This window comes from Actinosynnema sp. CS-041913 (genome assembly GCF_050942485.1).
In the GTDB taxonomy this organism is placed as follows: domain Bacteria; phylum Actinomycetota; class Actinomycetes; order Mycobacteriales; family Pseudonocardiaceae; genus Actinosynnema.
In genome coordinates this window covers 6,122,593-6,147,624 of record NZ_CP192037.1, presented here as the reverse complement: position 1 = coordinate 6,147,624, position 25,032 = coordinate 6,122,593, and the positions used below count along the sequence as shown (strand labels likewise).

Here is a 25,032-nt window from a genome sequence, read left to right as displayed (position 1 = left end):
TTGAGGTAGTCGCGAAGCTTCTGCTCGTTGTCCATGCCTACCTGCCGAGTTCCTGGTCGAGTGCGGCGAAGAGTTCGTCGTCGGTGGCGGTGCCCAGGTCGGGCGGTGCGCTGTCGCCACCGCTGCCCGCGCCCGCGGTGCGCAGCAGCGCTCGCAGCCGGTCGGCGAGCACGTCGCCGTCGGTGTCGAGCGCGGCTTGGAGCGTGTCGAGCGCGGCCTGGACCTGGTCGCCGTCCAGTTCGCGCCGCAGGTGCCGGGTCAGCGCCGCCGCGGTCGGGTGGTCGAACACGAGCGTGCTCGGCAGCCTCAGACCGGTCTCGGCGTTGATGCGGTTGCGCAGTTCGACCGCGGTGAGCGAGTCGAAGCCGAGGTCGAGCAGACCGCGCTGCTCCTCGATGGCCCGCGGGTCGGGGTGGGCGAGCACGATGCCCACCTGCTCGCGGACGAAGTCGAGCAGCACCCGGTCCCGGTCCGGGCCGGATGCGGCGGCCAGCCGTTCCCGCAGCGCCGCGCGCGGGGCCGCGGTGGTGCCGCGGCGTTCCACCCGGACCAGGTCCCGGTAGACGTCGGGCAGCGCGTCGCCGAGCCCGCGCAGCGCGGCCCGGTCCAGGGCCGCCGCCACGACCAGCGGCCGGTCGCCCGCCAGGGCGGCGTCGAACGCGGCCAGGGCGGCGTCGGTGTCCATCGGCACGACACCGCCGCGCGCGAGCCGGGCACGATCGGCGGCGTCGAGGGTGTCGGCCATGCCGGTCCGCCACATCCCCCACGCCACGGACAGCGCGGGCAGACCCAGCGACCTGCGGTGGACGGCCAGGGCGTCGAGGAAGGCGTTGCCCGCCGCGTAGTTCGCCTGCCCGGTCGTGCCGACGATGCCGGACAGCGACGAGAACAGCACGAACGCCGACAGGCCCAGGTCTACGGTCAGCTCGTGCAGGTGCCACGCGGCGTCCACCTTCGGCCGCAGCACGGCCGACAGCCGTTCGGCGGTCAGCGACTCCAGCAACCCGTCGTCGAGCACACCGGCGGCGTGCACGACGGCGGTCAGCGGCGCGGTGTCCGGGATCGCGTCGAGCACGGCGGCCAGCGCGTCGCGGTCGGAGGTGTCGCAGGCGACGACACCGGCGCGGGCGCCGAGCCCGACCAGTTCGGCCACCAGCGCCTCACCGCCGCCGTGCCGGCCGATGAGCAGCAGGTCGGTCACGCCGTGCGCGGTCACCAGGTGCCGCGCGACCTCCGCGCCCAGCGCCCCGGTGCCGCCGGTGACGAGCACCGTGCCGCCGCCGAAGTCGACCGGTCCGCCGGGTTCGCGCAGCCGGGTGAGCCGCGGCGCGTGGGCTCGCCCCGCCCGCAGCACCGCGTGCGGCAGGCCGGAGGCGAGGACGGCGGGCAGCGCCGCCCGGCTGGCGGGGTGGTCGTCGGTGACCACGTGCCGGACCCGACCGGGGTGCTCGGACCGCGCCGCGCCGAGCAGGCCCCGCACGGCGGCGTGCGCGAGGTCGTCGTGGGTGACCACGAGCAGCTCGCCCGGCTCCTCGGCGGCCAACCACGTCCGGACGGCGTCCAGCACCTCGACGGTGAGGCCGTGGGCCTCGTCGACCTCCGCGTCCCGCACGGTCAGCACGCGGGGGGCGTGGTCGCCCGGCGGCACGTCCACCTCGACGTGGTCCACCCCGAACAGCAGGTCGGTGTGGGCCGCGGCGGACAGCCCCTCCACCGGGACCGGCCGGGTGACCAGCGCGGCGATGGAGCCGACCGGCGTGCCCGCGCCGTCGGCGAGGACGACCTCGACCGCACCGTCCGCGCCCGTGACGAGCCTGGCGCGCAGCGTCGTCGGCCGCACCGCCGCGAGCCGGACCCCGGTGAACGAGAACGGCAGCCGCGGCGTGCCCGATGTCGACGGGATCAGGGCGTGTAGGACGGCGTCGAGCAGCGCGGGGTGCACCGCGAACCGGTCGGCGTCGCCGTCCAGCCGCGCCTCGGCCCACACCTCGTCGCCGGCCCGCCACACGGCCCGCAGGCCGCGCAACGCCGGTCCGTACCGGTAGCCCCGGTCGGCCAGGTCGTCGTACAGGTCGTCCACGGGCACGGCCTGCGCCGCCGGGGGCCACGTCAGCGGGGCCTCGCCCGGGTGGGGGTCGGCCGACAGGGCGCCGACGGCGTTGGTGATCCACGGTTCGTCGGCGCGGTCCACCCGCGAGTGCACGCCGACCCGCCGCGCACCGCTGTCGTCCGGACCGCTCACGATCACCTGGAACTGCAACGCCGCGTCCTGCGGCAGCACGGCCGGGGCGCGCAGCACCAGTTCGTCCAGCCGGTCGCAACCGGACGACGCGCCGGCGTGCAGCGCCATCTCCACCAGCGCGGTCCCCGGCACCAGCACGGTGCCGCCGATCGCGTGGTCGGCCAGCCACGGGTGGCTGCGCGCGGACACCCGACCGGTGAACAGCACACCGCCCGAGTCGGCCAACGGCACCGCGGCGCCGAGCAGCGGGTGCCCGGCGTCGGACAGTCCGACCAAGGCCACGTCGCCGCCGGACCGGCTCCCGGTGAGCCAGAACCGCTGCCGTTGGAACGGGTAGGTGGGCAGGTCGGCCGCCGGACCGGGCGGGACCACCGCGGTCCAGTCCACGTCCGCGCCGCGCACGTGCGCCCACGCCACCGCGGTCAGCGCGGTCCGCGGCTCCGGCCGGTCCCGGCGCAGCACGGGAGCCGCCACGACATCCTCGCCGAGGCAGTCCTGGGCCAGGCCGCTCAGCGCGCCGCCCGGGCCGACCTCGACGAACGTCCGCACGCCCGCGTCGCCCAGCGCGCGCATCGCGTCGAGGAACCGCACCCGCTGCCGGACGTGCCGCACCCAGTAGCCGGGGTCGCCGAGTTCGGCCGCACCGACCGGACCGCCGGTCAGGGCGGAGACCACCGGGATGGCCGGCGCGGCGTAGGCCAGGCTCTCCGCGACGGTGCGGAACTCGTCCGCCACCGCGTCCACGTGCGGGGAGTGGAACGCGTGGCTCACCCGCAGCCGGGTGACCTTGCGGCCCCGTCCCACCAGCGCGGCGACGACGCGCCCGGCGGCCTCGGCGTCACCGGAGATCACCACGGAGTCCGGGCCGTTGACCGCCGCCACGTCCACCAGGTCCTCCAGGCCGACCAGCAGGGGCGCGACCTCGTCGAGGGTCGCCCGCACCGCGTGCATCGCGCCGGTGGCGGGCATCGCCCGCATGAGCAGCCCACGTGCCGCGACCAGCCGGGCGGCATCGGGCAGTGACAGCACACCCGCGACGTGCGCGGCTGCGATCTCGCCGACGGAGTGGCCGGTGAGGAAGTCCGGGCGCAGCCCCCAGGAGGACAGCAGCCGGAACACGGCGACCTCGGTGGCGAACAGGGCGGGCTGGGCGAAGCCGGTGTCGTCCAGCAGCGACTGCTCCTCGCCGAACACCACCTCGCGCAGCGGTCGCGGCAGCCACTGGTCCACCTCGGCGCACACCGCGTCGAACGCCTCCGCGTACACCGGGTACGCGGCGTGCAGCCCCGCGCCCATGCCGAGGTGCTGGCTGCCCTGGCCGGTGAACAGGAACGCCAGCCCGCCGTCCACCGCCGTGCCGCGCACCGACCCGCCCACCTCGGCGGCGGGGTCGTCGTCACCCGACACCAGCGCCACGGCGCGGTGCGGCAGCGCGGCCCGTCCCGCCAGCAGTGTCCGCGCGGCACCGGCCGGGGACGTGCCGGCGGCCAGCGCCCCGGCGAGGCGGTCGGCGGCGGCGTCCAGCGCGGCGGGGGTGTGCCCGGCGAGCACGAGCGGCAGCACCGGTGCCGTCGCCGCGGCGGGCGCTTCCTCCTCCGGCTCGACCTGTTCCACGATCAGGTGGGCGTTGGTCCCGCTGATGCCGAACGACGACACCGCCGCCCGCCGCGGCCGGCCCGCGGCGGGCCACTCGACCGGCTCGGTCAGCAGCCGCACCGCGCCCGAATCCCAGTCCACGTGCGGCGTCGGCTCGTCGATGTGCAGGCTGCGCGGCAGCACGCCGTGCCGCATCGCCATCACCACCTTGATCACGCCCGCGACGCCCGCCGCGGCCTGCGCGTGCCCGATGTTCGACTTCACCGAACCCATGAGCAGCGGCGTGCTCCGGTCCTGCCCGTAGGCGGCCAGCACCGCGCGTGCCTCGATCGGGTCACCCAGCGTCGTGCCGGTGCCGTGCGCCTCCAGCGCGTCCACGTCGGAGGGGGACAGGCCCGCGCTGTCCAGCGCCTGCCGGATCACCCGTTCCTGCGCCGGGCCGTTCGGCGCGGTGAGGCCGTTGGACGCGCCGTCCTGGTTGACCGCCGACCCGCGCACGACGGCCAGCACGTGGTGGCCGTTGCGCTGCGCGTCGGACAGCCGTTCGAGCAGCACGAGACCCGCGCCCTCGGCCCACGCCGCGCCGTCCGCGGCGGCCGAGAACGACTTGCAGCGCCCGTCCGGCGACAGCCCGCGCTGCCGGCTGAACTCCACGAACAGCGTCGGCGCGGCCAGCACCGTCACCCCGCCGGCCAGCGCCAGGTCGCACTCGCCGCGCCGCAGCGCCTGCGCCGCCAGGTGCATCGACACCAGCGACGACGAGCACGCCGTGTCCACCGTGATCGCCGGGCCCTGAAGGCCGAACGCGTAGGCGACGCGCCCGGAGGCGACGCTGACCGTGCTGCCGACCGACAGGAAGCCCTCCATCGCCTCGGGCGCGTCCTTCAGCCGCGCCGCGTAGTCGTTGGCCATGACCCCGGCGAACACGCCGGTCTGGCTGCCGCGCAACGACAAGGGGTCGATCCCGGCGCGCTCGAACGCCTCCCACGACACCTCCAGCAGCAGTCGCTGCTGAGGGTCCATCGCGGTGGCCTCGCGGGCGCTGATGCCGAACAGCCCGGCGTCGAAGTCGGTCGCGTCGTAGAGGAAGCCCCCCTGACGGGTGTACGAGGTGCCCGCGTGGTCGGGGTCCGGGTCGTAGAGGCCGTCGAGGTCCCAACCCCGGTCGGCGGGGAAGCCCCCGATGGCGTCGCGCCCGTCCGACACCAGCGACCACAGGTCCTCCGGCGAGGTCACCCCGCCGGGGTAGCGGCACGCCATCGCGACGATCGCGATCGGCTCGTCCACCGGGGCCGCCACGCGGACCCGGCCCACCCGCTCGTCGGCCGACGAGTCCGGGTCGCCGAGCAGCTCGGTGCGCAGGAACCGCGCCAGCGCCGGCGGGTTCGGGTGGTCGAACACCAGCGTGGCGGGCAGCCGCAGGCCGGTGGCGGCGGCGAGCCGGTTGCGCAGCTCCACCGCGGTCAACGACTCGAAGCCCAGGTCGCTGAACGCGCGCTCGACGGGCACCGACTCCGCGCCCGCGTGCCCGAGCACCGCCGCCGCGCTCGACCGCACCACGTCGAGCAGCACGCGCTCCCGCTCCGGCCCGGACAGCGGCCCGAGCCGGTCGCGCAGCGACAACGTGCCCGCGCGGGTCGCGGCGGACGCCGTCGGCCGCACGCCGCGCACCAGGTCGGCGAACAGCGGTGACAGCGCCCCGGCGGCGGCCGACGCGCGCAGCGCCACCCGGTCCAGCCGGGTGGGCACGACCACCGGCGCGGCCGAGTCCAGCGCCGCGTCGAACAGCGCCAGGCCGGTGTCCGCGTCGAGCGGGGCGACGCCGGAGCGCGTCAGCCGCGCCCGGTCCACCGCGGTCAGGCGTGCGGTCATGCCGCTGTCGTCCGCCCACAGGCCCCACGCCAACGACACCGCGGGCAGCCCCAGGCCGTGCCGGTGGCGGGCCAGCTCGTCGAGGTAGGTGTTGGCCGCCGCGTAGTTCGCCTGCCCGGCCGTGCCGACCGTGCCCGCCAGCGACGAGAACAGCACGAACGCGTCCAGGTCGGCGGTCAGCTCGTGCAGGTTGCGCGCCGCGTCCACCTTCGGCCGCAGCACCGCGTCCAGCCGCTCCGGGGTCAGCGCCTCCAGCGTGGCGTCGTCGAGCACACCTGCCGCGTGCACGACGGCCGTCACCCCCGCGCCGGCCAGCAGCGCCGCCAGCGCGTCCCGGTCGGCCACGTCGCACGCCGCGAACGCCACCGACGCGCCGTGCGCCACCAACTCGGCCTCCAGCTCCACCGCGCCCTCGGCGGCGCGGCCACGACGGCTGGTGAGCAGCAGGTCACGCACCCCGTGCCGGGTGACCAGGTGCCCGGCGACCAGGCGGCCGAGGGTGCCGGTCGCACCGGTGATCAGCACCGTGCCGCCGGTGCGGAACACCGTCGCGGCGTCACAGGGCACGGACCTGGTCAGGCGGGGCGCCAGCACCACGCCGTCCCGCACGGCGGTCTGCGCCTCACCGGCCAGCGCCGGACCGGGGTCGGTGGTCCAGTCGGGCAGCTCCAGCAGGCCGAACCGGTCGGGGTGCTCGGTCATCGCGGTGCGCACCAGGCCCCACGCCGTGCTCGCGCCCAGGTCGCCGGCGAGCGTCGCGACCACCATCCGCGAGTCGGCGAACCGCTCGTCCGCCAGCCACTCCCGGGCCAACCCCAGCACGCGGTGGGCCGTGCCGGCCGGGTCTGCGCCCTCCGGGCACGGCACGAGCAGGACCGGCGTGACCGGCACGTCCGCCAGTGCCGCGACCGTGCCGAGCGGGGCGGGCAGCCCCAGATCGGCGTCGTCGAGCACAACCCAGTCCGGCACCTCGCCGTCCGCGCCGGCAGGCACCCACTCGACCTCGTGGAGGGGGTGGTCGGCCTCGGCCGCCAACCGCTCCAGCGGCACGTCGCGCAGCACCAGGGACTCCACCGACGCGACGGGCGCGCCGGTCGGGTCCAGCACGCGCAGCGCCGTGCCGCCCGCGGTCGGCGTGAGCACCACGCGCACCTCCTCGGCTCCGACCGCGTGCAGCCGGACCCCGGTCCACGCGAACGGCAGCCGCACGCCGTCACCGTCCAGGACCAGCGGGTGCAGCGCGGCGTCGAACAGCGCCGGGTGCAGGCCGAAACCGGCCGTCGCGACGTCCTCGGGCAGTCGGACCTCGGCGTACAGCTCCTTCCCCGACCGCCACAGCGCCCGCAGGCCGCGGAACGCGGGCCCGTACTCGAAACCCCGGGCCGCCAGCGACTCGTACGCCGATGACAGGTCCACCGCCGTCGCGCCCGCCGGTGGCCACTCGACCACCGGCGTCGGCGTCCCGACGGCCGTGCCGAGCACACCCGTGGCGTGCGTGGTCCACGGCAGGTCGTCGTCGGACTCGGGACGGGCGTGCACCGCGATGGCGCGGCGGCCCTCGTCGTCCGGGGCGTCCAGCACCACCTGCACCTGCACACCCGCCCGGTCCGGCAGCACCAGCGGCGACCCGAGCGTCAACTCCTCCAGCACGTCCAGGCCGACGCGGTCACCGGCGCGGATCGCCAGGTCCGCGAACGCCGTGCCGGGCAGCAGCACCACCCCGGCCACGGCGTGGTCGGCCAGCCACGGCTGCGACCGCGTCGAGATGCGGCCGGTCAGCACCACGGTGTCCGACCCGGCCACGGCCAGCGCCGCACCGGCCAGCGGGTGCGGGTCCACCGCCAACCCGAGGCTGCCCGCGTCGGCGTCGGCCACCGGCCGGTCCAGCCAGTAGCGCTTGCGCTGGAACGGGTAGGTGGGCAGGTGGACCGCGCCGGCACCCGTGCCTGCACCCGTGCCGGCACCCACGCCTGCCGCGACGGACCAGTCCACCGGGACGCCGTGCACGTGCGCTTGGGCCAGGGAAGCCAGGAACCGGTCGCGTCCGCCGTCGTCGCGGCGCAGCGTCGGCACGGTCACCGCGTCGGTGACACCGACGTCCTCGATGGTCTCCTGCATCGCGGTCGTCAGCACGGGGTGCGGGCTGACCTCGATGAACACCCGGTGGTCCTCCCGCAGCAGCGTCCGGGTCACCTCCTCCAACAGCACGGTCTGCCGCAGGTTGCGGAACCAGTAGTCCGCGTCCAGGTCCTCGCCGCGCACCAGCTCGCCGGTCACCGTGGACAGCAACGGGATCTTCGTCGGCATCGGCTCGATGTCGGCCAGTGCGGTCATGATCTCTTCGCGCAGGGCGTCCACGTGGGCGGAGTGCGAGGCGTAGTCGACGGCCACGCGCCGGGTCCGGACGCCTGCCGCCGCGCAGCGGATCTGCAGGTCGTCCAACGACGCCGCCGAACCCGCGACGACCACCGACCGCGGCCCGTTGACCGCCGCCACCGACACGTCGTCCGGCAGCAGGGCTTGCACCCGCGCCACCGGGAGCTGGATCGAGAGCATGCCGCCGGTGGTGGTGGTGAGGGTGGTGATGGCTTTGCTGCGGAGGGTGATGATTTTGGCGCTGTCGTGGAGGGTGAGTGCGCCGGCGATGTGGGCGGCGGCGATTTCGCCTTGGCTGTGTCCGATGAGGGTGTGGGGGTGGGTGCCGTGGTGTTGCCAGTGGGTGGCGAGGCTGATCATGGTGGCCCAGAGGGCGGGTTGGATGGTGTCGGTGGTGGTGAGTGGTTGGGTGAGTTGGTGGTGGAGGTGGTGTCCGGTGTGGGGGTGGAGTGCTTGGGCGCAGAGGTCGAGTTGGTGGGCGAAGGTGGGTGAGGTGGCGGCGAGTTGGAGGGCCATGCCGGTCCATTGGGGACCTTGACCGGGAAACACGAACGCCGTCTTGCCCCGCACTGCCGTGCCCAGCAGCAGGTTCCCGGCCGGCTCGCCCGTCACCAGCGCCCGCAGCGCCGCCGCGTGGTCGCCGCCCGTGACGGCCGCGCGCACCGGCAGGTGCGGCGTCCGCGTCGCCAGGGCGACTGCCACCTCCTCGGGCGCGAAGCTTTCGAGTTGCTCCGCGCGGGCGGCCAACGCCTCCGGGCTCTTGGCCGACAGCAGGAGCGGGAGGTCGGTCCCGGTCGCGGTGACCGCTTCGGCCACGGGCGCCTGTTCGACGATGACGTGGGCGTTGGTGCCGCTGATGCCGAAGGAGGAGATACCGGCTCGGCGTGGTCTTCCGGTCTCGGGCCACGGGATGTTGTGGGTCAGCAGCTCCACCGCGCCGGTGGTCCAGTCGACGTGTGGTGTGGGTTCGGTGATGTGGAGCGAGGCGGGGAGCGTCTTGTGATGCATGGCCATCACCATTTTGATGATGCCGGCGACTCCTGCGGCGGCTTGGGTGTGGCCGATGTTGGACTTCAGCGATCCCAGGCGCAGTGGTGCTTCGCGGTTCTGTCCGTAGGTGGCGAGCAGGGCGTTGGCTTCGATGGGGTCGCCCAACCTGGTGCCGGTGCCGTGTGCTTCGACGGCGTCCACTTCGGACGGTGTCAGTCCCGCACTGGCGAGGGCTTGGCGGATGACGCGTTCTTGTGAGGGTCCGTTGGGTGCGGTGAGTCCGTTGGATGCGCCGTCCTGGTTGACGGCGGAGCCGCGGATGACCGCGAGGACGGGGTGGCCGTTGTGTTGTGCGTGGGAGAGGCGTTCGAGGAGGAGGAGGCCTGCGCCTTCGGACCAGCCGGTGCCGTCGGCGGTGGCGGCGAATGGTTTGCAGCGGCCGTCGGGGGATAGTCCGCGTTGGCGGCTGAATTCGATGAAGGTGTTGGGTGTGGACATGATGGTGATGCCGCCGGCGAGGGCGAGGGTGCATTCGCCTTGTCGTAGTGCTTGGGTGGCGAGGTGGATGGCGACGAGTGAGGAGGAGCAGGCGGTGTCGAGTGTGAGGGCGGGGCCTTCGAACCCGTAGGTGTAGGCGATGCGGCCCGACACCACGCTGGAGATCGTGCCTGTCAGGAGGTGGCCTTCGTAGCCGTCCGGGGCGGAGGCCAGGCGGGTGCCGTAGTCGTTGTACATGACGCCGGTGTAGACGCCGGTGGGTGTGCCGTGGAGGGTGGCGGGGTCGATTCCGGCTCGTTCGATTGCTTCCCAGGCGGTTTCGAGGAGGAGTCGTTGTTGTGGGTCGGTGGCGGTGGCTTCGCGGGGGCTGAGGCCGAAGAAGTCGGCGTCGAAGTCCGCCGCCCGGTACAGGAAACCGCCGTGACGGGTGTACGTCCGCCCCACCGCGTCGGGGTCCGGGTCGAACAGCTCCTCCACGTTCCAACCCCGGTCAACCGGGAAGTCGCCGATGGCGTCACGGCCTTCGGCGACGAGTCGCCAGAGTTCGTCGGGTGTGGTGACGTCTCCCGGGTAGCGGCAGCCGATGCCGACGATGGCGATCGGCTCGTCCACCGCACTCGTCGTCACGGTCACCCGCCGGGACCTCGATTCACCGGTGACCCGGCCCAGGATGAACTCGGCGACGGCGTCCGGTGACGGGTGGTCGAAGACGAGGGTGGTGGGCAGGCGCAGCCCGGTGACGGCGTTGAGGTGGTTGCGCAGCTCCACGCCCGTCAGCGAGTCGAAGCCCAACTCGCGGAACGTCCGCGCCGGGTCGACCGAGGCGTCCCCGTCGTAGCCGAGCACCAGCGCGACCGTCTGCGACACCGCATCGGCCACCACCGCCCGTCGTTCCTGCTCCGGCAGCGCGCCGACCCCGCTCGCCCAGTCACCGTCCTGAGTGGACCGCGCGTTCACCGCCGCGCGTCGGCGCGCCGGTACCAGCTCGGAGAGCACCGGCGGCAACGTGCCCTCGTCGGCTCGCGCGCGCAGCGCCGCCATGTCGAACACCGCGGGCACCAGCACGGGGTCCGTCGCGCCCAGCGCCAGGTCGAACAGCGCCAAGCCGTCCTCGACGCTCATGGGTGGCATCCCTCGGCGTCGCCAGCGCGCCACGTCCGCCGCGGACAACCCGCCGGCCATTCCGCCCTCGGTGTCCCAGAGTCCCCAGGCGAGTGCGGTGGCGGGTTGGTTGTTGTGGTGGCGTTGGGTGGCGTGGGTGTTGAGGTAGGTGTTGGCGGCGGTGTAGTTGGCTTGGCCGGGGTTTCCGGTGGTGGTGGTGATGCTGCTGTAGAGGATGTAGTGGGTGATGGGGTGGTGTCGGGTGAGGTGGTGGAGGTGGTGGGTGGCGGTTTTGGGGGTGAGGGTGGTGTGGAGTTGGTGGGGGGTGAGGTGGGTGGTGGTGGTGTCGTTGAGGGTGCCTGCGGTGTGGATGATGGTGGTGAGTGGGTGTTGGGGGTTGATGGTGGTGAGGATTTGGTGGAGTTGGTGGGGGTTGGTGAGGTCGCAGGGGTGGAGGGTGGCGTGGGCGTTGTGGGTGTGGATGTGGTGGAGGAGTTGTTGGGCTTGGGGTGTGTGAGGTCCGGTGGTGTTGAGGAGGAGGAAGTGTTTGGCGTGGTGGTGGGTGATGAGGTGGTGGATGAGGTGGGTGGCGAGGGTGCCGGTGGCGCCGGTGATGAGGATGGTGGTGTCGGGGTTGATGGGTGTGGGGTTGGTGGTGGTGGCGGGGGTGAGTCGGGGTGCGTGGAGGGTTCCGCCGCGCACCGCCAACTCCGGCTCACCCGATGCCAACGCGCTGCCCACCAACCGGAGCGCGTCGTCCTCGTTGTCGGTCTGCAACAACAGGAACCGGCCCGGCTGCTCGGTCTCCGCGGACCGCACGAGGCCTACCACGGGCGCGGCGTGCACCTCGTCCTCGGCCACGACGAACACCAGCCTGGTGTCCGCGAACCGCTCGTCCTGCACGGCTTGCAGCGCCCGCTCGGCCGACCGGTGCGCGTGCTCCACCGGATCGGTCGTGGCCTCCGTGAACAGCACGATGGCGTGCTCCGCAGGCATCTCGTCGGTCGTCACCGGCACCGGCCGCCACACGTACCGGTACAGCGACCCGGCAGTCCGTGACCGACCCAGGGCCGCGCGCTTCACCGGCCGCAGCACGGCGGACCCGGCCTCGACCACGGGCAGGCCCGAGCCGTCGAACGCCCACAGGTGCGCGGTGTCCGCGCCCGTCCGCTGCCACCGCACCCGCAGCGCCGTCGTCCCGGCCGCGCCCAGGTGGTAGTCGGTGAACGAGAACGGCAACCGGATCTCGTCGGGCTCCCCGCCCGCGGCCTCCAGCACCCACGGGTGCAGGGCAGCGTCGAGGAGCACCGGGTGGATGCCGTACTTGCCGGCCTCGGCGTGCAGGTGCGCGGGCAGCTCGACTTCGGCGTAGGTGTCGTCGCCGTCGCGCCACAGCGCGTGCAGCCCCTGGAACGCGGGACCGTACTCGTACCCGAGGGTGGCCAGCTCGTCGTACGCGCCGTCCAGCGGGACAGGCGTCGCGCCTGCCGGCGGCCACTCCCCACCGGCGACGCCGGCCAACCGCCGCGCCGAGGTCAGGACACCGGTCGCGTGCGTCTCCCACGGACCGTCCCCGGTCCGCGAGTGCACGGATAGCTGCCACTCACCGCGCTCGTCCGACTCGTCCACGACCAGCCGGAGCCGCACGTCCCCGACGGCGGGCACCACGACCGGTGACTGGAGCGTCAACTCGGCGACCGTCGAACAGCCCACCTGGTCGGCGGCCTGCCCCGCCATCTCCAGCAGCGCGGTGGCGGGCACCAGGACGCTGCCGCCGATGGCGTGGTCCGCCAACCACGCGTGCGTCGCCAGGGACACCGTGCCGGTGAGCTGCACGCCGTTGCCGTCGGGCTGCGAGATGAGTGCGGTGAGCAGCGGGTGGTCGGTGGCGGCCAGGCCCAGGCTCGCCGGCGTCTGCGGGCGGGGCGGAGTCAGCCAGTAGCGCTGCCGCTGGAACGGATAGGTGGGGAGGTCGGTGACTGGTGCGGCGGGTAGGTAGTCGGTCCAGGTGATGGGGGTGCCTTGGGTGTGGAGGGTGGCGAGTGCGGTGAGGTAGGTGGTGTTTTCGGGTTGGTGGGGGCGGAGTGTGGGGGTGGTGTTGGGGGTGAGGTTGCTGAGGGTGGTGTCGGGTCCGAGTTCGAGGTGTCGTGTGATGCCGTGTTGTTGCAGGGTGGTGGTGCCGTGGTGGTAGCGGACGGTGTTGCGTGCTTGTTCGGCCCAGTAGCCGGCGGTATAGGTGGTCGGTTCTCCGGTGAGGTTGGAGATGACGGGGATTTGGGCGGGGTGGTGGGTCAGGCCGGTGGCGATTCGGGTGAGTTCGTGGAGGATGGGGTCGAGGTGGTGGGAGTGGAAGGCGTGGCTGACGGTGAGCCGGGTGGCTTTGCGCCCGGATGCCTTGCAGGTCTTGATCATCTGCTCGACGGCGTCGGTGTTGCCGGAGATGACGGTGGTGTCGGGGCTGTTGAGGCCGGCGATGTCGACGCCCGGCAGGAGCCATTCCCGGGTTTGTTGTTCGTCGGCTTGGAGTGCTGCCATCGCACCGCCGGTGGGCAGGTTTTGCATCAGGCGGGCGCGGGCGCAGACGAGGGTGGCGGCGTCGGGCAGCGACAGGACTCCGGCGGCGTGGGCGGCGGCCAGTTCGCCGATGGAGTGCCCGAGCAGGTAGTCAGGGGTGACGCCGTGGTGGCGCAGCAGTCGGTAGAGGGCGACTTCGACGGCGAACAGTGCGGGTTGGGTGTAGCCGGTCTGGTTGAGCAGATCGGGCTCGGCAGCGATGACCTCGGCGATGGACCGGTCCAGGTGCCTGTCCAACTCGGCACACACCTCGTCGAACGCGGCGGCATAGACCGGCTGAGACCGGTACAGCTCCAAGCCCATATCGGCACGCTGACTGCCCTGCCCCGAGAACAGGAACGCCAACCCGCCTGCCTGCACCTGCCCGGTGACCACGGCCGCGTCGGGCGTGCCTGACGCCAGGGCCCGCAGACCCTTCTCCGGGTCACCGACCACCACCGCGCGGTGGGCGAAGCCGGTGCGCTGCGTCACCAGGGACCACGCGACCGACGTCGATGCGTCACCCACGCGTGCCAGCATGTGCTGCGCCTGCTCGGCCAACGCCGCTCCGGACCGGGCCGACAGCACCCATGGCGCGAAGCCCGCAACTTCCTCGACCAGGTCCTCCGCCGGTGCCTGTTCGATGATGATGTGGCTGTTGGTGCCGCTGATGCCGAAGGAGGAGATGCCGGCTCGGCGTGGTCTTCCGGTTTCGGGCCACGGAATGTTGTGGGTCAGCAGTGCTATTGCGCCGGTCGTCCAGTCGACGTGTGGCGTGGGTTCGGTGATGTGGAGCGAGGCCGGGAGCGTTTCGTGACGCATGGCCATCACCATTTTGATGATGCCGGCGACTCCTGCGGCGGCTTGGGTGTGGCCGATGTTGGACTTCAGCGATCCCAGGTGCAGTGGTGCTTCGCGGTCCTGTCCGTAGGTGGAGAGCAGCGCCTGTGCTTCGATCGGGTCGCCCAACCTGGTGCCGGTGCCGTGCGCTTCGACTGCGTCCACATCGGACGGTGACAGTCCCGCACTGGCCAGGGCTTGGCGGATCACGCGCTCCTGCGCCGGACCGTTCGGTGCGGTGAGGCCGTTCGAAGCGCCGTCCTGGTTCACGGCCGAACCCCGGATGACCGCCAGCACGCGGTGCCCGTTGCGCCGTGCGTCGGACAGGCGCTCCAACACCAGCAGGCCCGCGCCCTCCGACCAGCCGGTGCCGTCCGCCTCCGCCGAGAACGCCTTGCAGCGGCCATCCGGGGACAGACCACCCTGGCGGCTGAACTCCACGAACATGCCGGGACTGGACATCACCGACACACCACCGGCCAAGGCCGTCGTGCACTCGCCCTGCCGCAGCGCCTGAGCGGCCAGGTGCAGTGCCACCACGGACGACGAGCACGCGGTGTCCACGGTGACCGCCGGGCCTTCCAGGCCGAACGTGTAGGCCACCCGCCCCGAGATGACGCTGGCGCTGCTGCCGGTCAGCACGTGGCCTTCGTGGCCACCCGCGTCCTGGTAGAGGCGCGGGCCGTACTCCATCGCCGTCGCGCCCACGTACACACCGGTCCGCGAACCGCGCAGGGACGTGGGGTCGATGCCCGCGCGTTCGAGGGCTTCCCAGGCGGTTTCCAGCAGGATCCGCTGCTGGGGGTCCATGGCGGTGGCCTCGCGGGGGCTGATGCCGAAGAACTCCGGGTCGAACAGGTCCGCGCCGTCCAGGAATCCACCCCGCGCCACGGCGGAGTCACCGGGCGCGAGGTCCCAGCCCCGGTCGGTCGGGAAGTCGCCCACGGCGTCCACGCCCGTCCGCACCAGGTCCCATAGCTGTTCGGGGGAGGACACCCCGCCGGGCAGGCGGCACGCCATGCCGACGACCGCGATCGGCTCGTCCGACACGTCCACACCGTTCACCACGACGTCCCGGTCCACGCCGTCCATCAGGTCGTGCAGGTGCTCGGCCAGTGCCGCCGGGGTCGGGTGGTTGTAGAGCAGGCCGGTCGGCAGCGACAAGCCGGTCGCGGTGCTCAGCGCGTTGCGCAGTTCGACCGAGGTCATCGAGTCGAAGCCCAGCTCCTTGAACGCCGTGCCCGCCTCGACCTCGTCCGGCGTCCCGTGCCCGAGGACCACGGCGACGTGCGCCCGGACCAGGTCGAGCGGGTCGGTGCGCGCCACGTCCGGCTCGACCCGCGCGGGCTCGGTGGCGCCGAGCCAGTAGTGGTGTCGTTGGAACGGGTAGGTGGGGAGGTCGGTGACCGGTGCGGGCGGTAGATAGTCGGTCCAGGTGATGGGGACGCCTTGGACGTGGAGGGTGGCGAGTGCGGTGAGGTAGGTGGTGTTTTCGGGTTGGTGGGGGCGCAGTGTTGGGGTGGTGTTGGAGGTCAGGCTGCTGAGGGTGGTGTCGGGTCCGAGTTCGACGTGTCGGGTGACGCCGAGTTCTTGCAATGTGGTGGTGCCGTGGTGGTAGCGGACGGCGTTGCGTGCCTGCTCGGCCCAGTACTGCGGAGTGAAGACGGTCGGTTCTCCGGTGAGGTTGGAGATGACGGGGATTTGGGTGGGGTGGTGGGTCAGGCCGGTGGCGATTCGGGTGAGTTCGTTGAGGATGGGGTCGAGGTGGTGGGAGTGGAAGGCGTGGCTGACGGTGAGCCGGGTGGCTTTGCGCCCGGATGCCTTGCAGGTCTTGATCATCTGCTCGACGGCGTCGGTGTTGCCGGAGATGACGGTGGTGTCGGGGCTGTTGAGGCCGGCGATGTCGACGCCCGGCAGGAGCCATTCGCGGGTTTGTTGTTCGTCGGCTTGGAGTGCTGCCATCGCACCGCCGGCGGGGAGGTTCTGCATCAGGCGGGCGCGGGCGCACACCAGGATGGCGGCGTCGGACAGCGACAGGACTCCGGCGACGTGGGCGGCGGAGAGTTCACCGATGGAGTGCCCGAGCAGGTAGTCAGGGGTGACGCCGTGGTGGCGCAGGAGCCGGTAGAGGGCGACTTCGACGGCGAACAGTGCGGGTTGGGTGTAGCCGGTCTGGTTGAGCAGGTCGGGTTCGTCGGCGATGACCTCGGCGATGGACCGGTCCAGGTGCCTGTCCAACTCGGCACACACCTCATCGAACGCGACGGCGTAGACCGGTTGTGACCGGTACAGCTCCAAGCCCATACCGGCACGCTGACTGCCCTGCCCCGAGAACAGAAAAGCCAACCCGCCAGACTCCGCGCGACCGGTCACGACGCCGATCGCCGGTTGGTCCGACGCCAGCGCCTCCAGCCGCGCGACCGCCTCGGTGCCGTCGCCGATCACCACGGCCCGGTGGTCGAACTGCGTGCGCGTGGCCACCAGCGACCGCGCCACGGTGGCCGGCCGGTCGGTGTCGAGCAGCGGCACGAGCGCGCGCGCCTGAGCGCGCAGCGCGGCGGCCGACTTGCCCGACAGCACCAGGGGCACCGGTCCCGCCAGGACCGGCTGCTCGGGCTCGGCGGGCACGGGCCAGTCGGACAGCACGACGTGGCAGTTCGTGCCGCCCATGCCGAACGAGCTGACGCCCGCGTACAGCCTCCGCTCGGAGTGCGGCCACGGCTCCCGCGCGACCTGCACCGCGAGGCCCAGCTCGGCCAGCGGGATGTCCGGGTTGGGCGTCTCGAAGTTCAGGCTCGGCACCAGCTCGCGGTGCCGGATGCTCAACACCGCCTTGAGCAGGCCGGCTATGCCCGCCGCACCCTCCAGGTGCCCGATGTTGGTCTTGACCGACCCGACGCGCAGCGCGTCACCGGGGGAGCGGCCGAACACCGCGCCCAGCGCGGACGCCTCGACCGGGTCGCCGACGCGCGTGCCGGTGCCGTGCAGCTCGACGTACTGCACCGACTCGACGGGCACGTCCGCCCGCCGGTACGCCGCGCGCAGCACCTCGCGCTGCCCGTCCGGGCTCGGCGTGGTCAGCGAGTCGGTCGCACCGTCGTTGTTCATCGCGCTGCCGCGCAGCACCGCCAGCACCCGGTCGCCCTCGGCGAGCGCCGAAGCCAGCGGCTTGAGCACCACCAACCCGCCGCCCTCGCCGCGCACGTACCCGTTGGCGCGGGCGTCGAACGTGAAGCTGCGCCCGTCCGGTGACAGCGCGCCGAACCGCTCCGCGCCGATCGTGCTGTCCGCGACCAGGTTGAGGCTCACCCCGCCGGCGAGGGCGGTCGTGGACTCTCCGCGGCGCAGGCTCTCCGCGGCGAGGTGCACGGCCACCAGCGACGACGACTGCCCGGTGTCCACCGCGGCGCTGGGGCCGTGCAGGCCGAGCGCGAAGGAGACCCGGTTGGCGATCACGCCCCGGTTGAGGCCGACCAGGCTGTGCTGCGTGATCCCGTCCGCGCCCCGCCGGTGCGCCAGCGCGGCGTAGTCGTCGGCGATGACGCCGATGAACACGCCCGTGCGGGTGCCGCCGAGCGCGGCGGGCACGATCCGCGCGTCCTCCAACGCCTCCCAGGCCAGTTCGAGGACCAGCCGCTGCTGGGGGTCCATCGCCGTCGCCTCGCGCGGGCTGACGCCGAAGAACGCGGCGTCGAACCCGCTGACGTCGGCCAGGTGGCCGCCGGGGCGGCGGGGCAGTCCCGGTCGGTCGGCGGGCGGGTCGCCGATGGCGCTGCGACCCCCGCCGAGCAGCTCCCATAGCTGCCGCGGGTCGTCCGCGCCGGGCAGCCGGCACGACAGGCCGACGATCGCGATCGCATCGGTGGCGTCCGTTTCGAGTTCACGCATGGTGACCAGTGCCTATCGGTCGGAGGTGAGTGGCTGCCAGGTGCGCGCCAGCGTCCGCAGGCCGCGCACGAGCGCGGGGCGCAGCCCCCGCCCGCCGGTCAGCCGCAGCAGGGATTCGACGACCCAGAGCCTGCTGTCGAGCACGTGCCGCGGTGAGCCGTGGTAGTCGTCGTTCTGCTGCACCCGCAGGTCGCGGACGTGGTCGCGGAGCAGCCGCGCGTCGTCCGGCGGGATCACTTCGTCGCGCCCGCTGACCAGGCAGCGCACCGGGACGTCCAGCGCGTCGAGCTGGTCGGTGGTCAGGGCGAGGGCGGGGAGCAGGTCGTCGAGCGCGTCGGCGGGCTCGCCGGTCAGGTGCGCCAGGGTGTCCGTGGTCAGCCGCGGCACGCCTTCGCGCCACCGCCTGTCGGTGAAGAACGCCGAGACCGGCGCGCCGGCCGTGACGATGCCCGCGATGCGGCGGTCCTCGACGGCGCAGCGCAGCGCCAGGTGCCCGCTGAAGCTCAACGCCAGCGCGGTGGTCCGGCTCGCGTCGGCCCGGTCGGACACCGCGTCCAGCACCGCGGAGATCATGCGGTGGCTGTCCGGGCCGTAGCGCAACGCGTTCTCGCCGACGCCGGGCATCTCGGTGACCACGGCGGCCAGGCCGAGCCGGTCGGCCAGCCGCAGCGTCGGCGCCCACTGCTCCTTGACGCTGACGATGCCGCCCATGATCAGCACGAGTGGTCGGGGCGCCGCCGCGGACAAGCCGGTCGTCCAGCACCGCACGACGGCGTCGCCGACCCGCACCTCCAGGGGCCGGACGTCGCGCTGCGCGGCGGCCCACCGCACGAACAACCGCAGGTAGCGCTCCTGGGCGTCGCGCCGCGCCGGGCCGTCGACGTAGGGGAAGCGCGCCATCACGTACCGGCGGGACGCGTCCAGCGCCCTGCCGGCACGCTCCAGCGCCTCACCGGAGGCCCGCCACGCCGTCGCCCACGACCGGGGCTCGCCGTCCACGTCGGAGTCGATGCCGTCGAGCACGGGCTGGTAGGCGGCGGGCCGCAGCCCCTGGGCCTTGGCGTGCACCACGATGAACCGCTTGAGCTCCGCCACGTCGTTCACCCGGCACCGCCGTAGCTCTCCAGGGCGTCCTTGATCTCGGTGAGCACGTCCGCCGCCTCCGCGCCGTCGATGACGCGGTGGTCGAACGACAGGCTCAACCGCATCACCGGCGCCACCACCACGGCCTCGTCGCGGACCACCGGGCGCGGCAGCACCCGGCCCACGCCGAGCGTCACGGTCGTGCCGCCGACGGAGTGGAACGAGTCGACCGCGCGGTGCCCGAGCGAGGTCACCGCGAACGTGCCGAACACCTCGTTGCGGCGGTGCAGCGGGCCGACGAACCGGCGGAACGCGAGCCGTCCCAGCGGCACGGGCAGACCCTGCAACCGCCGCACGCCCGCGAACTCCGGCATCCGCTCCGCGTCGCCGTCCCGGTAGTGCGACACCTGCTCCTGGATGCCGTCCAGGTCGGTGTCGGCCAGGTCGGGCAGCACGGCGGACAGCACGGCGCGCTGGCCGTCGAGGGTGCGGTCGAGGGCGAGCTTGGCGTTGACCGCCTCGTAGTGCGCGACCCGGGGCCGCAGCGCGCCGCGGATGGCCGCGTTGGCCTGCGGGTGCTTGGCCAGCACCTGAGCGCCCGCGTGCAGGACGTAGGTCACCAACGAGTACCGCGTGCCGACCTGCCGGGCCCGGTCGCGGTGGGAGAGCACGCCGCCCATGTCCACCTCGGTGTCCAGGAACACCGGCGCGACGGCCCGGATCTGGGCCAGGAAGTGGAGGGTCTGCCGGCGTCGGCGGGGGAACGGTCGTCCGGTCACGACGCCACCGCCAGGCGGTAGATGTGGCCGAGGCTCGACGCCGCCAGCAGCTCGGCCATCGGCATGGTGCGGCCCGTGCTCCGCTCCAGCGCCATCACCAGGGCGAGCAGGTGCACCGAGTCCCAGCCCGGCACGTGGTCGAGGACGGCGTCGAGGTCGGCCTCGGTGACCGGCACGCCGACCTCGTCGGTGAGCAGGGCGACGAACTCGTCGATCGTGTTCACGCGAGTATCCCTTCGGCGGTTGTGGCGTCGCGGACGTGGTCGGGGACGTGGTCGATGCGGGCCAGGTCGTGGCGGAAGACCGCGCCCGAGCCGTCCCGCGCGATCTCGGTGAACCCGTTGTGCGGGTAGAACTCGGCGACCTTGCCGTTCTTGGCGCTCGGCACGTGGCGGGCCAGCACCTCGGCCGCGCCGGCGTCCCGCGCCCGGCGCAGCACCCCGCTCAGCGCGGCCTGCTCCACGCCGCGCGCGAACACCCGGCAGCTCAGCAGGAAGTTCTCGATCTCCACCGACGCGCCGGCGCGCCGGGTGAACACCGCGCCGACCAGGCCGTTGTCACCGAACCGGTCCCCGGAGCGGATGCCGTACACGGTGGCGGCCGGGTCCTCCAGCAGCGCGGCGACGTCCGCCTGCTGGAGGCGGCGCGTGGTGAGGTTGAACTGGTTGGTGCGCAACGTCATCTGCGAGACCCGCGGCACGTCCGCCGGGCCGATCCCGCCCAGGTGGACCCACACGCCGAGCTGCGCCAGGTAGTCCTCCAGCGACGGGAAGCTCTGGAGGAAGTCCGCGCGCGCCAGCTCGTCGCGGTACCGCGCGGGCCGTGCCAGGTCCTCGTCGGTCACCCGCGGCACGTCGAACCAGCCGTCGCGCAGCAGCTTCTCCACGTGCAGCGCCGGTTCGGCGTCGACCTGCACGACCGCGACGCCGGGCAGCGCGTGCCGGACCAGCCCGCACTCGTAGGAGCTGTCGTCGACGAACACCAGGCTGTCCACCCCCAGGTTCAGGTCCGCGGCCAGCTCGGTCAGGTTGTCGTGCTTGGGCCGCCAGTTCGCGGCCACCCGCACGAAGTCGTCCTCGCGCAGCGCCAGCCGAGGGTGGGTGCGCAGCGTTTCGCGCACGACCTCCGGATCGTTCTTGCTCACCGCGGCCAGCAGCACGCCCTGCGCCGCGAGCTGCCCGGCGACCCGCTGGAACGCGGTGAACGCCTCGCCGCGGTAGGTGTCGCCGACCTCCACGCCGTCCGGGCCGACCTCGCCGAGCACCCCGCCCCACACGGTGTCGTCCAGGTCGAGCGCGAGGACCTTCTTGGTCCGCCCGGTCGCGTTGCGCGCCAGGTGGCCGACCTGCCGGGCGTAGCGGGCCAGCAGGTCGGGGGACAGGTTGGCGTTGACGTAGGCGCTGAGCCGGCTGTCGCTCGCCGCGATCGGCTCGGTGAGCAGGGTGTCCAGGTCGATCACGACCACCGCCGGGTGGTCCTCGACCAGGCGCAGCAGCCGCGCGTTCGCCTCGCGCCACACCGCGCCCAGCCGGGCGCGTGCCCGCAGGTCCACCAGTTGCGCCGCGACGGTGTGCGGCAGCGGCAGCGTGTTGAGCACGAGCGTGCCGGTGGTGTGCCGGGCCGCGACCGCGCCCAGCAGGGCGATCTTGGCCGCCAGCGCCTCCGCCACGTCCTCCCACCGCCACGGCGTCGGGACCTCGTCGAACACCACCCGGTGGTCCAGCACGCACAGCACCAGGTCGTGCGGGGCGCCGCCCAGCAGGTCGCCGCCGGGGTCGGACAGGTCGGTCACCCAGGAGCCGAAGTCGCCGAGCCGGGTGCGGGCCAGCAGGCCGTGCCGGGCGATCTCCGCGGTCAGCGGCGCGGTCAACGTGGCGAGCGTGCCGTTGCCGGTGATCGCCACCGACACCGCGGGCACGCCCACCACCGCGTCCGGGTCCACCCGGTCGAGCAGCCGTCCGGCCCGGGTCAGCTCGTCGCCGGACAGCCCGGCCAGCAGCGCGGGCACCTCGGCGTACCGCTCGGCGAGCGCGTCGGCGCGGTGCAGTTCGGTCAGCCGGTCGAGCCCCACCGAGGCGCTCACCGCTTGCCCACCGCGAAGCCGGCCTTGATCCACTTGCTGGACTCGACGGCGATGCCGATGGCGCGGTCGCCGGCGACCATTTCCGGCAGCAACCGCTCCAACTGCACGAACGGCGCCGCGTTGCCGACATTGGCGATCTCCGCCACGCAGCTCACCTCCTCGGCGGTGGTCAGGCCGAGGTCGGCGACGATGCGGTCGGTCATCGTGCCCGAAAGCTGTGGCGGCAGCAGGTAGTCGACGTGGGTGCCGCTCCACCCCATGGTGTCCAGCAGCTCCTTGAGGATCTCCACCGACATCTCCGGCACCAGCCGCTCGATGGCCTTGTAGTCCTCGCGCAGCGCCGGGCCGCGCTCGCGGTCGGCCTGGCCGAACCACTCCACGACCTGGCCGGGCTCGCGACCCAGCCCGGTCAGCCGGTTGATCACGTGGTGCAGGACCGCCGCGTCGTCGACCGGTTCGGTGGTCAGCACCGCCGCGCCCGCGCCGTCGCCGAACAGCACCACGTTGACCAGCTCGTCCGGCGGCAGCCCGCGCAGGTCCATGTGCACGTCGAAGTGCTTGGCGCACACGTCGCCGCCCAGCACCAGCGCCGTCGCGGGCTTCCCGCCGGCGCGCAGCAGTTGTGCGCCCACGTCCAGCGCGGCGACCGCGCCCGTGCAGCCGGACTGCAACTGGTAGGTCGGCACGCCGTCCACGCCCAGCCGCTCGGCGACCATGTTGACCGTGGCCGGCATCAACTGGTCCGGGGTGGCGGTGGCCATCACGACCAGGTCGACGTCCCGGGGCCGCACCCCCGCGGCTTCCAGTGCCCGGCGCGCCGCCTCCGCGCCCAACTCGGCGAGCGTCGTCCGCACCTCGCCGGTGTCCAGGTCCACCGCGAGGTGCCGGGACTTCGTGCCGATGAACACGTCGATCCACTGCTGCCAGGAGGCGTCCATGCCGAACCGGCGGGCGAGGGCGTCGTTGCCCACGGGCCCGCCCGGCAACGCCGAGCCGGCGGCGAGGATGCGTACGTCGGAGCCGTTCATGCCTGAATTCCTTTTCCGCCGTCTGATTTCCGCCCGGTTTCCCGACACATTCCGGGAACAGCGGCTGAAGCCGTTTTCGAGACCGCCGATCAGCTCGGCCGGGGCAGTGCGGCCATGAATGCGGTCAGGTACGCCGAGTCCATGTACTCGCGCCCGCCGACGACCTTCCCGGCACGCACTTCGAGGATGAAAACGTGCCGATTCCGGTAAACGAGGTCGGGTGTCACCGGGCCGTCGCCAGTGGCCTCGACCACGACCACGCCGCCCTCGGCCACCACCCGGTGCACCTCGTACCGGATGCCCTCGGGGAACTGGCCGCGGATCACCCGGACCATCCCCATGAACTGGTCACGGCTCTGCACGCCGCCGAAGGGGTGGTCACCGGCCGCGGCTGCCTCCCAGGTCGCGCCGGGCGCCAGCAGTTCCTCGACCGCGTCCACGTCGCCCAGTCCGACCGCCTGGAGGAAAGCCTGCGCCACCCACTTGTCCACTGTCATCCCGATCCCGTCCCACCTGTTCCTCTGACAGTGCGGGACCATACGTGCGGGATCTAAAGCGGCGCTGTGCCGATGTCCCGGGTGCCGCTTTAGAAATCGACAAGCCGCGGCTTAGCGGAAGCCGTCACCCTGTGCGCCGACTCGTGTCGATGAAATCGAGGAGCCGATCATGGCGATGCACCAGCCCCCGGTGGTCCAGCCGCCGCAGACCGTCGAGGAACTGGGTCGACGGTGGAGCCTGTTCCAGCCCTGGCTGCAACAGGACCCGATCTCGCAGTGGGCGAAGCTGCGCGAACACGCCCCCGTCGTCCGCTCCGAGGAGCTGGGTGGATTCTGGATCCTCACCCGCTACGCCGACATCGAATGGGCCGCGAAGAACCCCGAGGTGTTCTCCAACGCCAAGGTCAGCATCCCGCACATGCAGCTTTACGCGGACAAGCAGATCCCGGTGCAGCTCGACGGCGAGGAGCACCGCGTCTGGCGGCAGACCCTGACCTCGGTGTTCAACCCGGCCGTGGTCAACCACCTGACGCCGGAGATCCGCCGGGCGGCGGCCGACCTCATCGACCCGATCGTGGAGCGCGGGTCGTGCGACGCGATCGCCGAGTTCGCCATCCCGCTGCCCGCGGAGACGTTCCTGATCAACTTCGGCATCGGCCGCGAGCACCTCCAGGCCCTGCTGGACCACAAGGACTGGCTGCGCAAGGGCGCCATGCTGGCCACCAGCGACGAGGAGCGCTACGCGGCGAGCAAGCCGCTGTGGGACTTCTTCTCCGAGTCGGTGGACAAGCGGCGCAGCGAGGGCCACGAGAACCGGCAGGACGTCATGAGCCTGCTGCTCAAGGCCGATGTGGACGGTCGGCCGCTGACCCAGGACGAGGTCGTCAACGTCGCCTTCATGACCATGCTGGCGTCGCTGGACACCACGAACTCGATCCTGGGCCTGATCTTCGCCCACCTGGCCGAGCACCCGGAGGTGCAGGACCTGATCGTGTCGTCGCCGGACCGCGTCCCGCTGCTCATCGAGGAGCTGATCCGGTTCCAGGCCATGGGGTCGTCGGCGCGCGTGGTCACCCGCGACGTCGAGCGACACGGCGTCACCCTGCGCGCCGGCGACCGCGTGCTCATGGCGTGGGGCATGTCCGGGCGCGACCCGGAGGCGTTCGACCGCGCGGACGAGCTGGACTTCGGCCGCGACGCCGTCCGGCACCTCAGCTTCGGCATCGGTCCGCACCGCTGCCTGGGCATGCACCTGGCCCGGCGCATCCTCAAGGTCGCCCTGGAGGAGTGGCACGCCCGCATCCCGCGCTACCACGTGACCCCCGGCTCGACCCGGGTGCACCGCTACACGCCGGTCCGGGGCATCGACCGCCTCGACCTGACGATCGGCTGAGCGCCGTGGTCCACGTGCGCGTCGACGCCGACCGGTGCAACGGGCACGGCCTGTGCCAGCTCACGGCTCCGCGGGTGTTCGAGGTCAACCCCGCCACCGGGTTCAACGAGGCGGGCGAGTTCGACGTCGCCGAGGGCCTGCGCGAGGCCGTGGTGACCGGCGTCCGAGCCTGCCCGGAGCAGGCGATCACCGCGTCCGACTGAGCCGGGACGA

General features: G+C 73.0%; 9 protein-coding genes. 2 read left to right on the top strand and 7 right to left on the bottom strand.

Going from position 1 to position 25,032, the window contains the following annotated elements:
• Positions 1-37: 37 nt before the first annotated feature.
• From ACQPZF_RS27540 to ACQPZF_RS27510, 7 genes are all read right to left on the bottom strand, one after another.
• Positions 38-17,956 carry an SDR family NAD(P)-dependent oxidoreductase gene (locus ACQPZF_RS27540; RefSeq protein ID WP_433261699.1) on the bottom strand — a complete coding sequence of 5,973 codons (17,919 nt, stop codon included), beginning with the start codon at positions 17,954-17,956 and terminating at the stop codon, positions 38-40.
• Between the two features lie 12 nt (positions 17,957-17,968).
• A complete protein-coding gene (locus ACQPZF_RS27535) occupies positions 17,969-19,051 on the bottom strand; it encodes an alpha/beta fold hydrolase (RefSeq protein WP_433261697.1) in 1,083 nt (360 codons plus the stop codon).
• 5 nt (positions 19,052-19,056) lie between these two features.
• The gene (locus ACQPZF_RS27530; RefSeq protein WP_433261695.1) at positions 19,057-19,818 is read right to left on the bottom strand and encodes a 2-oxo acid dehydrogenase subunit E2; all 762 of its coding nucleotides are present in this window, start codon (positions 19,816-19,818) and stop codon (positions 19,057-19,059) included.
• Positions 19,815-20,042, bottom strand: coding sequence for an acyl carrier protein (locus ACQPZF_RS27525; RefSeq protein ID WP_433261693.1), 228 nt, complete (start codon positions 20,040-20,042; stop codon positions 19,815-19,817). Before ACQPZF_RS27525 ends, ACQPZF_RS27530 begins: the two co-directional genes overlap by 4 nt.
• Positions 20,039-21,901, bottom strand: coding sequence for an HAD-IIIC family phosphatase (locus tag ACQPZF_RS27520; protein ID WP_433261691.1), 1,863 nt, complete (start codon positions 21,899-21,901; stop codon positions 20,039-20,041). The genes ACQPZF_RS27525 and ACQPZF_RS27520 overlap by 4 nt, the downstream gene beginning before the upstream one ends.
• Entirely contained in the window at positions 21,898-22,929 is a 1,032-nt protein-coding gene (locus tag ACQPZF_RS27515) for a 3-oxoacyl-ACP synthase III family protein (protein WP_433261689.1), read from the bottom strand. Before ACQPZF_RS27515 ends, ACQPZF_RS27520 begins: the two co-directional genes overlap by 4 nt.
• 89 nt (positions 22,930-23,018) lie before the next feature.
• On the bottom strand, positions 23,019-23,426 hold the full coding sequence (locus tag ACQPZF_RS27510; RefSeq protein WP_433261687.1) for a nuclear transport factor 2 family protein: 408 nt from the start codon (positions 23,424-23,426) through the stop codon (positions 23,019-23,021).
• Between the two features lie 169 nt (positions 23,427-23,595).
• On the opposite strand from ACQPZF_RS27510, the gene ACQPZF_RS27505 reads away from it, so the two are divergent.
• The gene (locus tag ACQPZF_RS27505; RefSeq protein ID WP_433261685.1) at positions 23,596-24,819 is read left to right on the top strand and encodes a cytochrome P450; all 1,224 of its coding nucleotides are present in this window, start codon (positions 23,596-23,598) and stop codon (positions 24,817-24,819) included.
• A 5-nt stretch (positions 24,820-24,824) separates the two neighbouring features.
• On the top strand, positions 24,825-25,022 hold the full coding sequence (locus ACQPZF_RS27500) for a ferredoxin (protein WP_433261683.1): 198 nt from the start codon (positions 24,825-24,827) through the stop codon (positions 25,020-25,022).
• Positions 25,023-25,032: the final 10 nt, after the last annotated feature.

What these genes read in the sequence shown, in the direction of transcription:
- ACQPZF_RS27540 (WP_433261699.1), bottom strand. Translation starts at nt 17,956, where the DNA reads ATGCGTGAACTCGAAACGGACGCCACCGATGCGATCGCGATCGTCGGC.
- ACQPZF_RS27515 (WP_433261689.1), bottom strand. Translation starts at nt 22,929, where the DNA reads ATGAACGGCTCCGACGTACGCATCCTCGCCGCCGGCTCGGCGTTGCCG.
- ACQPZF_RS27510 (WP_433261687.1), bottom strand. Translation starts at nt 23,426, where the DNA reads ATGACAGTGGACAAGTGGGTGGCGCAGGCTTTCCTCCAGGCGGTCGGA.
- ACQPZF_RS27505 (WP_433261685.1), top strand. Translation starts at nt 23,596, where the DNA reads ATGGCGATGCACCAGCCCCCGGTGGTCCAGCCGCCGCAGACCGTCGAG.